Source organism: Plantactinospora sp. KLBMP9567 (assembly GCF_033446045.1).
Classification (GTDB): domain Bacteria; phylum Actinomycetota; class Actinomycetes; order Mycobacteriales; family Micromonosporaceae; genus Plantactinospora.
Genome location: NZ_JAWQRR010000041.1, coordinates 196,537 through 207,176, shown reverse-complemented (window position 1 = coordinate 207,176; position 10,640 = coordinate 196,537). Strand labels below are relative to the sequence as shown.

The 10,640-nt window shown below is 73.6% G+C and carries 13 protein-coding genes and 1 pseudogene; 12 read left to right on the top strand and 2 right to left on the bottom strand.

Features of this window, described 5'->3' with window-relative positions; all coding sequences use genetic code 11:
• Positions 1 to 141: 141 nt before the first annotated feature.
• A complete protein-coding gene (locus R6Y94_RS31235) occupies positions 142 to 936 on the top strand; it encodes a SigB/SigF/SigG family RNA polymerase sigma factor (protein ID WP_318397248.1) in 795 nt (264 codons plus the stop codon).
• 110 nt (positions 937 to 1,046) lie between these two features.
• Here the strand turns inward: R6Y94_RS31235 and R6Y94_RS31230 are convergent, their stop codons facing one another.
• On the bottom strand, positions 1,047 to 1,478 hold the full coding sequence (locus R6Y94_RS31230; protein WP_318399433.1) for a VOC family protein: 432 nt from the start codon (positions 1,476 to 1,478) through the stop codon (positions 1,047 to 1,049).
• 9 nt (positions 1,479 to 1,487) lie between these two features.
• Positions 1,488 to 1,943 carry an AraC family transcriptional regulator gene (locus R6Y94_RS31225; RefSeq protein WP_318399432.1) on the bottom strand — a complete coding sequence of 152 codons (456 nt, stop codon included), beginning with the start codon at positions 1,941 to 1,943 and terminating at the stop codon, positions 1,488 to 1,490.
• A 365-nt stretch (positions 1,944 to 2,308) separates the two neighbouring features.
• Here R6Y94_RS31225 and R6Y94_RS31220 point away from each other — a divergent pair, with 365 nt between their 5' ends.
• The 11 genes and pseudogenes from R6Y94_RS31220 to R6Y94_RS31170 all read left to right on the top strand — a co-directional run bounded on the left by R6Y94_RS31220 (position 2,309) and on the right by R6Y94_RS31170 (position 10,552).
• Positions 2,309 to 3,031: a hypothetical protein gene (locus tag R6Y94_RS31220; protein WP_318399431.1), complete on the top strand. Its 723-nt coding sequence runs from the start codon at positions 2,309 to 2,311 to the stop codon at positions 3,029 to 3,031.
• Complete coding sequence (locus R6Y94_RS31215; RefSeq protein WP_318399430.1) at positions 3,028 to 4,131, top strand: SRPBCC family protein; 1,104 nt, start codon at positions 3,028 to 3,030, stop codon at positions 4,129 to 4,131. The genes R6Y94_RS31220 and R6Y94_RS31215 overlap by 4 nt, the downstream gene beginning before the upstream one ends.
• Positions 4,128 to 4,334 (top strand): annotated as a pseudogene (gene gvpJ, locus R6Y94_RS45365) (gas vesicle protein GvpJ); the annotation flags it as partial. The gene R6Y94_RS31215 and the pseudogene gvpJ, both read left to right, overlap by 4 nt.
• A gap of 172 nt (positions 4,335 to 4,506) precedes the next feature.
• Positions 4,507 to 5,283, top strand: coding sequence for a GvpL/GvpF family gas vesicle protein (locus R6Y94_RS31205; protein ID WP_318399428.1), 777 nt, complete (start codon positions 4,507 to 4,509; stop codon positions 5,281 to 5,283).
• Complete coding sequence (locus tag R6Y94_RS31200; protein ID WP_318399427.1) at positions 5,280 to 5,540, top strand: gas vesicle protein GvpG; 261 nt, start codon at positions 5,280 to 5,282, stop codon at positions 5,538 to 5,540. The genes R6Y94_RS31205 and R6Y94_RS31200 overlap by 4 nt, the downstream gene beginning before the upstream one ends.
• A 1-nt stretch (position 5,541) precedes the next feature.
• Positions 5,542 to 6,153, top strand: coding sequence for a gas vesicle protein GvpO (gvpO, locus tag R6Y94_RS31195; RefSeq protein ID WP_318399426.1), 612 nt, complete (start codon positions 5,542 to 5,544; stop codon positions 6,151 to 6,153).
• 5 nt (positions 6,154 to 6,158) lie between these two features.
• Complete coding sequence (locus R6Y94_RS31190; protein WP_412102929.1) at positions 6,159 to 6,491, top strand: gas vesicle protein; 333 nt, start codon at positions 6,159 to 6,161, stop codon at positions 6,489 to 6,491.
• Complete coding sequence (locus R6Y94_RS31185) at positions 6,488 to 7,315, top strand: GvpL/GvpF family gas vesicle protein (protein WP_318399425.1); 828 nt, start codon at positions 6,488 to 6,490, stop codon at positions 7,313 to 7,315. The genes R6Y94_RS31190 and R6Y94_RS31185 overlap by 4 nt, the downstream gene beginning before the upstream one ends.
• Complete coding sequence (locus R6Y94_RS31180; RefSeq protein ID WP_318399424.1) at positions 7,312 to 7,518, top strand: gas vesicle protein; 207 nt, start codon at positions 7,312 to 7,314, stop codon at positions 7,516 to 7,518. The genes R6Y94_RS31185 and R6Y94_RS31180 overlap by 4 nt, the downstream gene beginning before the upstream one ends.
• The gene (locus R6Y94_RS31175) at positions 7,512 to 7,808 is read left to right on the top strand and encodes a gas vesicle protein K (protein WP_318399423.1); all 297 of its coding nucleotides are present in this window, start codon (positions 7,512 to 7,514) and stop codon (positions 7,806 to 7,808) included. The genes R6Y94_RS31180 and R6Y94_RS31175 overlap by 7 nt, the downstream gene beginning before the upstream one ends.
• A 53-nt stretch (positions 7,809 to 7,861) precedes the next feature.
• On the top strand, positions 7,862 to 10,552 hold the full coding sequence (locus tag R6Y94_RS31170) for an ATP-dependent RNA helicase (protein WP_318399422.1): 2,691 nt from the start codon (positions 7,862 to 7,864) through the stop codon (positions 10,550 to 10,552).
• Positions 10,553 to 10,640 lie beyond the last annotated feature (88 nt).

Below are 10,640 nucleotides of genomic sequence, written 5' to 3'. Positions count from 1 at the left end.
TACATCAGCCGTTCGGCTAGCCTCAACCAATACCAACGGGCTAAGGTGATGCCTGAACAGCCACACCACCACCCACCAACCGACCACCCACCACCGGACAACCCCCGTCCCCGCCACCACTTCAGCGCAGGGAGGACCACCATGACCGCCACCACAACCACCACCCGGACCGACAACCACGCCCTCACCGACACCGCCACCGACCTACTCCACGCCATGACCGCCCTACCCGCACACCACCCCTCCCGACCCGCCCTCCGCGACAAAGCCATCGAAGCCTGGCTCCCCCTCGCCCACCACCTCGCCCACCGCTACAGCGGACGCGGCGAACCCACCGACGACCTCACCCAAACCGCCGCCGTCGGCCTCATCAAAGCCATCGACAAATGGGACCCCACCCGCGGCGTCGACTTCGCCGGCTACGCCATCCCCACCATCATCGGCGAACTCAAACGACACTTCCGCGACCGCACCTGGGACATCCGCGTCCCCCGCCGCCTCCAAGAACTCCGCCTCGCCATCAGCGAAGCCAACAGCACCCTCCTGCAAACCCTCGGCCGCTCCCCCACCATCACCGACATCGCCACCCACCTCCACCTCACCGAAGAAGAAATCCTCGAAGGACTCGAAGGCGCCCGCGCCTACAACGCCGTCTCCCTGTCCACCCCCACCGGCGACGGCGACCGCACCACCGAACTCGGCGACCTCCTCGGCACCGAAGACAACGAATACGAACTCGCCGAACTCCGCGTCGCCCTCGGCCCCGCCCTCGCCACCCTCGACCAACGCGAACAAAAAATCCTCACCCTCCGCTTCTACGGCAACCTCACCCAATCCCAGATCGCCGAACAAATCGGCGTCTCCCAAATGCACATCAGCCGCCTCCTCACCCGCGCCCTCACCAAACTCCGCAGCCAACTCGCCGACACGTACTGAGCGCAGACACACCTCCGCCCTACCCGGCGGCCGGTGTCCCACCCGAACGGCGCGGCTCATGCGCCGCGACTTCCACCTCTGACCACGGCAGGCCAGCAGGGGAGTCGGAGTCAGTCGAAGTCGGCGGCGGAGTACTCCCGCGACTCGACCAGCACCATCCAGTTGCCCGAGTTGTCCCGGGCCACCGCCTCGACGCCGTACGGGCGCTCCTCCGGGGTGTGGATGAACTCGACGCCCTTGGCCCGCAGTTCGTCGTACGTCTTGCGGCAGTCGTCCACCTGCAGGCCGATCCCGAACACGCCACCGGCGTCCATCTCCCGGTTGATCGCGGTCACCATTTCCGGCGAGTACGGCGGCCCGGGAAGCGTCAGGTGCACCTGTAGTTCCGGCTGGTTCGGGTGCTTGACCGTGCACCACCGGTAGGAACCGTCCGCGAGGGTGATGTCGGTGTGCTCCTCGAAGCCGAGCACATCGAGGTAGAACGACTTCGAGGCGTCGATATCCTTCACGAACACGCTGGTGATCGAGATGTTGGTAATCATGCGACCAGGCTAGGAGCGGTCGCCGGACCCCGGCTTCTCCCCGGTTGCGGAGCCGCGCTCGGCCAGCCCCCACATGAACACGAAACAGCCCGGGATCCGGGGTGCACCGTTGGCGGCCCAGCGGCGCTGGAACTCGCGCGGCGTCTCGCCGACCAGTTCCCGAAACCTGCTGCTGAACGAGCCCAGGCTGGCGAACCCGACCGCGTGGCAGACCTCGGTGACGGTGAGGTTGGTGGCCCGCAACAGGTCCTGGGCCCGTTCCACCCGCCGCCGGCTCAGGTGCGCCGCCGGGGAGACCCCGTACGTCGCCGTGAAGAGGCGCTGGAAGTGGTACTTGCTGATCCCGGCCACCGCCGCGAGGGTGCCGAGGTCCAGCGACTCGGCGTAGTGCCGGTCGGCGTGGTCGCGGGCCCGGCGCAGGTGCACCAGCAGGTCTCCCGGGGCCCGGCCCGGCGGCACGCTCACGGCGGGCCAGTCTAGGACATCCGAAGTCGCCGACCGGTGAACCCGACCGAGAAGCCTGAATCAGTGCGAAGAGTGGGCGCATACGTCCGTTCCGGCCCCTGATGCGAACGCTCTTCTCCTCGCGCGTCCGCTTACCGTTTCCCGGCCTCGATCACCCGTCGTGCCATTGATGTCGCGTCGAGCTCTGTCGACGAGTTGCCAGCTCAGAGGTCGATATGTTTCCGGTTTCCGAAAGCGCCGTGGCCTGCGTCACATCAATTTTGGAAGGCGTTTTTCCTCGCCGGCACCCCGGGTACGGCCTGGGGCTAGACGAATGCGTTCGCCGAATGGCCGCAGCGCCAGGGACTCAGCAAAGGGGACGACGAATGAATAGAGCGACGCAGATTGCACTGGGGGCCGGTGTCGGCTATCTGGTCGGCCGACACCGGAAACTGGGTCTGGTCGCGGTGCTGGGCGGTGCGGTGGTGGCCGGACGACTCAGCGGCGATCACCGGCTACTGCGCCGGGGGGCGAAGCTGCTCGGCGCCTCCTCCGAACTGGGCCGGATCGCCGAGTTGGGCGCACCGCTGGTCGCGGCGACCCGGGCCGCGGCGACCAGCGCCGTCACCCGGCGGATCGACTCGGTCAGCGCGGGGCTCCAGGAACGGACCGACCGGCAGCGCGCAGCCGGACGGGGCCGACCGGACGAGCCCGAGGAGCCCGCCGAGCGCTCACGCCGGAAGCTCTCGGACATCCGCCCGACGGTCCGCCGGGGTCGGCGACAGGCCGACGCCGAGGACGACGACCTCGACGAGTTCGAGGAGGACCGGTACGAGGACGACGACTCGCTGGACGAGGAGCCGGGCACCGAGGACGACCTGCGGAACGACGAGCTGCGGAACGGCGACGTCGACCACCCGGACGCCGACGCGGACGACACCGAAGACGTGGACGACAGCGAAGACGCGGCTGACGCGGACGACCTGGCTCGGACCCGTCCGGCTGCCGGGCGGGGAAGCGAGCGGAAGCGTCCCGGGTCGACGTCCCGGCAACCGGCCCGACGCCGGACTCCGCCCGAGGCCGCTGCGGTCCGGCGGAGGACCCGATGAGCCCGGCCACCGGCGTGGCGAAGAGCCGGCCCACCTGCGGGCGGGCGGCGGGCTCGGCCGGACTCACCGAGGCGCTCCGGGGCCTGGCCGGGGCGGCCGGTGAGCACGTCGTCGCGGCTGCGACCAGCCGGATCGGCGGCACCACCGACCGGCTCGCCCGATACGCCGAGCGCGGCGGCCCGTCCGGCCCGGCGGCGAAGGCCGGTGCCGAACGGCTGGCCGGGGGTTCCTCCCCGGTACGGGCCGGGCTGGCCGCCGGACTGGCCGCCGTCAAGGAGCGGGTCCGGACGGCGCTGGGCCGGGGCGGCGGCGCGGAGCAGAAGCTCAAGGTGACCAACATCGTGGAGTCGATCGACGTCGGCGTGCCACGGCGGCTGGCGTACGACCAGTGGACCCGGTTCGAGGACTTCCCCCGGTTCATGAAGAAGGTGGAGCACGTCGAGCGGACCTCGGCCGAGGAACTGACCTGGAAGGCACAGATCTTCTGGTCACACCGCAGTTGGCGGTCCACGGTCAGCGAACAGGTCCCGGACGAGCGGATCGTGTGGCGGTCCACCGGTGACAAGGGCTCGGTCGACGGCGCGGTGACCTTTCACGAGATTGCCCCCGACCTGACCCGGATCCTGCTGGTTCTCGAGTACCACCCGCAGGGCCTGTTCGAGCGGACCGGCAACCTCTGGCGGGCCCAGGGCCGCCGGGTACGCCTCGAACTCAAGCACTTCGCCCGGCACGTGATGACCCGGGCGATCCTGCACCCGGACGAGATCCAGGGCTGGCGGGGTGAGATCCGGGAAGGGCAGGTCGTCCGCGACGACGACTCGGCCGAACCGCCGGACGGCGCCGGGCAGCGGCGCCGGGACGCGACGGAACGGTCCGGCGCCAGCGGCCGGGGCGGGGACGCACGCACCGGACGCGGCGGCGGCGGGCCCAGCGGTGCCGAACGTAGCGACGACAGTACCGAACGTAGCGGTGGCCGTGCCGAACGTAGCGGTGGCCGTGCGGAGCCTAGCGGCGGCCGTGCCAAACGCAGTGACGGCGGTATCGAGCGGGTCCGTGCCGAGCGGGTCGGACGTAGCGGCGGTGGAGGAGGACGGCGATGACGGAGATCGTGCGACGGACGGGCGGCACCCCGTCCGGTGGAGGCGGCTCCTCGGACCTCGCCGAGGTGGTCGGAATGATCCTGGACAAGGGCGTGGTCATCGACGCCCACCTGGCGATCAGCCTGGTCGGCATCCGGCTGCTGACCGTCGACGCCCGGGTCGTGGTGGCCAGCGTCGACACCTACCTGCGGTTCGCCGAGGCGACGAATCGACTCGACCTGTCGGCGACCCGGGACAAGGGTCTGCCCGACCTCGTGTCCGGCCCGAAGGCCGGACTGGCGGAGAAGGCCGGGGACGCCCTCGGCGAGATCGTCGGCGGCAGCGGCCGGGAGCGGGACCGCGTCCCACGCCGCCGTCGCCGGGAGGAGGACTGAGATGGCACCCACGTCCACCGTCGACTCCGGTGCCGGGCAGCTCCTCTACGGTCTGGTACCGGCGGATGTCGAGGTGACCCCGCAGGCCCGTGGCCTGGGCGACCCGCTCGGGCCGGTCGGCACGATCCGGTACGGCGACGTCGCCGCCCTGGTCAGCGAGACGCCCCTGGACGTACGGCTGGGACGTCCGGAGGACCTGCTGGCCTACCGTGACCTGCTGGACGGCGTCGCGGTGACCGCCGAGGTCCCGGTACTGCCGGTCCGGTTCGGCACGGTGCTGCCGAGTACGGCGGCGGTGACCGAACTGCTGGCGCTGCGCCACGACGAGTACCGGGCCGCGCTGGCCGAGCTGGACGGCCGGGTCGAGTACGTCGTCCGGGCCCGGTACGTCGAGCGGGCCCTGCTGGCCGGCGTACTGGCCGAGGAGCCGGAGGCCGCCGACCTGCGCGACCGGCTGCGGGACCGGCCGGCGGAGGCCGACGTCGACCTGCGGATCCGGCTCGGCGAGATCGTCGCTCGGGCGGTGGAGGCGCACCGGGCGGCCGACACCGAGTGGCTGACCGGAGCGCTCGCCCCGTACTGCCTGGCCGAGGCGCCGCTGCCGGCGCACCACGAGCAGGACGCCGCCCGGGTCGCGTTCCTGGTCGAGCGACGGCGCCGGGCGGCCTTCACGGACGCGGTGCGGGACCTCGCCGACGCGTGGCGGGACTGGGCGACCGTGCGGACGGTCGGCCCCGCCGCGCCCTGGGACTTCGTCCCCTCCGCGTCGGGGCGGTGACGGCCGTGTTGGGCATCCTGCTCTCCCTGCCGCTCGGCCCGGTACGCGGACTGACCGGGCTGGCCCGGCTCCTCCGCGACCAGGCGGAACGCGAACTGCACGACCCGGTCAACGTGCAGCGCGAGTTGACCGAGCTGGCCGAGGCGGCGGCGGCCGGCGAGATCTCCGAACCGGAACTCGCGCAGGCAGAGCAGCGGATCCTCGACCGCCTGATCGCCCGACCCGATGTGTCGGACGCGGTACCCGAAGGGAGATGACATGGCCGCGCGCACTCACCGCGCCGACCGCTACCGGGAACACGACGGCTACCCGGACCAGGCCGACGACCACCGCGAGGAGGCCGACTACCGCGAGGAGGACGACCGCCCCGACGACTACCGGTACGACGACGACGCGGACGAGCGGGACCGGACCGACGACGAGGCTGAGGACAAGTACGACGACGACCAGACTGAGGACGAGGACGAGGACGAGTACGAGTACGACGACGACCGGGCCGACGCCGGCTCGGACGACCAGGCTGACAACCACTACTACTACGACGACGATCGGACCGAGGGCCGGCGGCGGCCGGCACGGCGGCGTGCGAGCCCGGCCGCAGTGGTCTCCGCACAGGTCGCGGCCCGGAACGGCGCGCGGCACATCGCCGGCCTGACCGGCAAGCAGGTCACCGGAGTCACCTCGCTGGACCGCACGGAGCGAGGCTGGGTGGTCGGCGTGGAGGTCGTCGAGGACGCCCGGGTGCCCTCCTCGGCGGACATCCTCGCGGTCTATCGGACGGAGTTGGACACCGGCGGGGAGTTGGCCGGCTATCGGCGGACCCGGCGCTATCCGCGCGGCCGCGGCGACAGCGGAACCGGAGCGGGGTGACCGACATGTCGATGCCACAACCGGCCTACGGCCACGGCCGCCCGGCGACCAGCGACACCGGCAACCTGGCGGACATCCTGGAGCGGGTACTCGACCGTGGCGTGGTGATCGCCGGTGACATCCGGGTGAACCTGCTCGACATCGAACTGCTGACCATCAAGCTGCGCCTGGTGGTCGCCTCCGTCGACACCGCGCGGGAGATGGGGATCGACTGGTGGGAGCACGATCCGTTCCTCGGCGGCCGTTCCCGCCCGTCCGTCGGGTCGGGTTCCGACGCGGGGCGGTCCGACCGGGCGCTGCCGGACCTGACCGATCGGCGGACGGAGGAGGAACGATGAGCGGCGGATCCGGGATCTGGCTGCACGCCGTGACCCGGCACCTGCGGCCCGAACGGATGGCCGGGCTCACCGGTACCGGCGGGAGTCCGGTCGAGGTGGTACGGGTCGACGAGCTGGTCGCGGTGGTGACGCCGGTGGATCTCGACGAGTACGGCGAGGCGGCGCTGCACCGCAACCTGGGCGACCTGCGCTGGCTGGAGGCGGCGGCGAACGCCCACCACCGGGTCATCGAGGCGGTCTGGCGGCTCGGCCCGGCCCTGCCGACCCGGCTGGCCACCGTCTACCGGGACGAGCCGGCGCTCCGGGCAGGGCTGCACGAGCGGCGGACGGGATTCGCCGCCGCCCTCGACCGGCTCACCGACCGGGCCGAGTGGGGCGTGAAGGCGTGCTCGATGCGGGTGGCCGACGAGTCGGCGACGACGGCCGCGCGGTCGGCCGGCGGCGGTGCCGGGGCGGAGTACCTGCGCCGCCGGCGCGCCGCGCTCACGGCGGGTGAGGCGGCCCGGCAGGCTGCGGCGGAGGGCGCCGAAGCGGTACACGCGGCGCTGGCCGGGTACGCCGAGGCCGCCCGCCGGCACCGGCCGCAGGACCGGAGCCTGACCGGGGTACCGGACCCGATGGTGCTCAACGGCGCCTACCTGCTGCCCGGCGGCCGGGCGGCGGGTTTCGGGAACCTGGTCCGGGAGCTGGGTGCCCGGTACCCGATGCTCCGGCTGGAGCTGACCGGCCCGTGGCCGCCGTACTCGTTCGCCGGGCTCGACGACACCGGCGGGCTCGACGACACCGGTACCGGCGCGGCCCACGCTGCTGGGGTGCGGCGGTGACCGGGCGGGAGGTGGTGGACAGCCGGCCGGTCGCGCTGGTCGACCTGCTCGACCGGGTACTCGCCACCGGAGTCGTGGTCAGTGGCGACCTGGTGCTGTCGATCGCCGACGTGGACCTGGTCTACGTCTCGCTGCGGGCGCTGCTCGCCTCCGTACGCGCCGCCGACGGACGGGACGCGACCGACGGCGGTACGCCGTGCTGAGCCCGGAGCAGCCCCGGCCGGGGCGGGTCGAGGTGGACCGGGGTGGGGTCGAGCGTGGCCTGGCCGGGCTGGTGCTCACCATCGTGGAGCTGCTGCGGCAGTTGACGGAACGGCAGGCGCTGCGCCGGATCGACCAGGGTGACCTGACCGAGGAGCAGATCGAGCGGGTCGGCAACACCCTGATGGCGCTGGACGAGCAGATGACGGAGTTGCGGGAGCACTTCGGCCTGACGCCGGAGGACCTCAACCTGGACCTTGGACCGCTCGGCCCGCTGCTGCCCCGGGATTGACCGCGGCCCGCCCGGATCCCGTCCGCCGGTGCCGCCGGTGCGACACTGGCCCGGTGTCACCGTCCGAATCCGCCGCCGACCTGCCGGTCCGGCACATCCTGCCGGCCCTGACCGAGGCGCTGGCGGAGCGTGGCGCCGCAGTGCTGGTGGCGCCGCCCGGGGCCGGCAAGACCACGCTGGTCCCGCTGGCGCTGGCCGACCAGGTCGACGGGCGGATCGTCGTCGCACAGCCGCGCCGGGTCGCGGCCCGGGCCGCCGCCCGCCGGATGGCGGAGCTGCGCGGCGAACGGGTCGGCGAGACCGTCGGGTACGCGGTGCGCGGCGAGCGCCGGACCAGTGCCCGGACCCGGATCGAGGTGGTCACCACCGGCCTGCTCGTGCAGCGGCTCCAGCATGATCCGGAGTTGCCCGGTGTCGGTGCGGTACTCCTCGACGAGGCTCACGAGCGGCAGCTCGACGCCGATCTGGCCCTGGCGTTCGGCATCGAGGTCCGGGCGGCGCTCCGGCCGGAGCTGCACCTGCTGGCGATGTCCGCGACCGCCCAGGAGGAGCGGCTCGGCGCGCTGCTCGGCACGGCCGCGGAGCCGGCCCCGGTGCTGCGTGCCGAGGGTCGGGCATACCCGGTGGACGTGGTCTGGGTACCGCCGCCCCGGCCGGTGGATCCGCCGCACGGGCTGCGGGTCGATCCCCGGCTGCTCGACCACCTGGCGGCGACCGTACGCCGGGCGCTGGCCGAGCACGACGGCGACCTGCTCGTCTTCCTCCCCGGCGCCGGGGAGATCAACGGTGTCGCCGGCCGGCTGACCGGGCTGGCCGGCACCGACCTGGTACGCCTGCACGGCCGGCAGTCCAGTGCCGAGCAGGACGCCGCGCTCCGCCCGGCCGCCGGTCGACGCCGGGTCGTGCTGGCCACCGCCGTCGCGGAGACCAGCCTCACCGTGCCCGGGGTGCGGGTGGTGGTCGACGCCGGGCTGAGCCGGGTGGCCCGGACCGACCTGGCCCGTGGACTCGGCGCGCTGGTGACGGTGCCGGTCTCCCGGGCGGCGGCGACCCAGCGGGCCGGGCGGGCCGGCCGGGAGGCGCCGGGCCGGGTCTACCGGTGCTGGTCGGCAGCGGACCACGACCGGTTGCCCGCGCAGCCCGAGCCGGAGATCGCGGTAGCCGACCTCACCTCCTTCGCGCTCCAGCTCGCCTGCTGGGGGCGTCCGGACGGCACCGGGCTGGCGTTGCCGGATCCGCCTCCGGCGGCGGCGATGCAGGTGGCCCGGGCCACTCTGGAGGCACTCGGTGCGGTCGCCCCGGACGGCCGGGTGACCGGACGGGGCCGGGCGATCGCAGCGGTCGGCGCGCATCCACGGCTGGCCCGGGCGCTGCTGGACGGCGCTGCCCGGGTGCGACCGCACCGGGCCGCCGAGGTGGTCGCGGTGCTCGCCGAGTCCGCTCCCGGTGACGACCTGGTCGCCACCTGGCGCCGGCTCCGCTCCGGTACGGACCCCGCCGGCACCAGGTGGCGGGCGGAGGTGAACCGGCTTCGGGCCGCCCTCGACGAGTCGCCCACCTCCGCCGAGTCGCCCCCCTCCGCCGGGCCGGACGACCGACAAGGCGGGCCCGACGACCAACGAAACGGGCCCGACGACCGACGGACCGGCCCCGACAACCGACGGAACGGCCCCGACAACCGACGGAACGGGCCCGACGACCGACGGAACAGGGCCGACAACCGACGGGCCGGGCGGGACGGCCGGCAGGCCGGGCCGGAGCTGCCGGACGACCTGGCCGCCGGGCTGCTGGTCGGGCTGGCGTACCCGGAGCGGCTGGCCCGGGCCCGGCAGGCCGGCGCCGAGACGTACCTGATGGCCGGAGGCACCGCGGCGGACCTGGCGCCGGGCTCGCCGCTGGCCGGGGCGGAGTGGCTGGCGATCTCGGTGGCCGACCGGGCACCGGGACGCCGGGGTGCGGTGATCCGTCAGGCGGCGGTGGTGGACGGGGCCACCGCCCGGGAGGCCGGTGCCGCGCTGCTCCGGCGCGAGCAGGAGATCGCCTGGTCCGGCGAGGACGTGGTGGCCCGCGAGGTGCAGCGGCTGGGCGCGATAGTGCTGCTGGACCGCCCGCTGGCCCGGCCGGATCCGGCCCGGGTCGCCGCCGCGCTGCGGGACGGGTTGCGTCAGGTCGGTCTCGACCTGCTGGCCTGGACCCGGCCGGCGCGGGAGCTGCGGGCTCGGCTGGCGTTCTGCCGGCAGGCCCTCGGCGGTGAGTGGCCGGAGGTGACCGACGCGGCCCTGCTGGACCGGGCCGACGAGTGGCTCGGTCCGGAGCTGGCCACCGCCCGGCGTCGGGCCGACCTGGCCCGGATCGACGTCCCGGCGGCACTCCGCCGGCTGCTGCCGTGGCGCGAGGCGGCCCGGCTGGACGAACTGGCCCCGGAGCGGCTCGCCGTGCCGAGCGGGTCACGCTACCGGGTGGACTACTCCGATCCGGCGGCACCGGTTCTGGCGGTCAAGTTGCAGGAGACGTTCGGGTGGCGGGACGTGCCCCGGATCGCCGACGGGCGGGTGCCGGTGCTGCTGCACCTGCTCTCCCCGGCCGGCCGTCCGGTCGCGGTGACCCGGGACCTCGCCTCGTTCTGGCGGACCGGCTATCCGCAGGTACGTGCCGAGTTGCGCGGTCGCTATCCCCGGCATCCGTGGCCGGCGGACCCGACCGGGGCGCCCCCGACCCGCGGCCTGCAACCCCGCCGCGGGTAGCCGGCCGCTGAACCTTCGTCAGCCTGGACCACGCGTTGCCACGCTCGACGCCTCAGCTGCGTCGTACCCGTCGAGGAGCCGGCGCGGG

What these genes read in the sequence shown, in the direction of transcription:
- R6Y94_RS31235 (WP_318397248.1), top strand. Translation starts at nt 142, where the DNA reads ATGACCGCCACCACAACCACCACCCGGACCGACAACCACGCCCTCACC.
- R6Y94_RS31230 (WP_318399433.1), bottom strand. Translation starts at nt 1,478, where the DNA reads ATGATTACCAACATCTCGATCACCAGCGTGTTCGTGAAGGATATCGAC.
- R6Y94_RS31220 (WP_318399431.1), top strand. Translation starts at nt 2,309, where the DNA reads ATGAATAGAGCGACGCAGATTGCACTGGGGGCCGGTGTCGGCTATCTG.
- R6Y94_RS31215 (WP_318399430.1), top strand. Translation starts at nt 3,028, where the DNA reads ATGAGCCCGGCCACCGGCGTGGCGAAGAGCCGGCCCACCTGCGGGCGG.
- R6Y94_RS31205 (WP_318399428.1), top strand. Translation starts at nt 4,507, where the DNA reads ATGGCACCCACGTCCACCGTCGACTCCGGTGCCGGGCAGCTCCTCTAC.
- gvpO (WP_318399426.1), top strand. Translation starts at nt 5,542, where the DNA reads ATGGCCGCGCGCACTCACCGCGCCGACCGCTACCGGGAACACGACGGC.
- R6Y94_RS31190 (WP_412102929.1), top strand. Translation starts at nt 6,159, where the DNA reads ATGTCGATGCCACAACCGGCCTACGGCCACGGCCGCCCGGCGACCAGC.
- R6Y94_RS31185 (WP_318399425.1), top strand. Translation starts at nt 6,488, where the DNA reads ATGAGCGGCGGATCCGGGATCTGGCTGCACGCCGTGACCCGGCACCTG.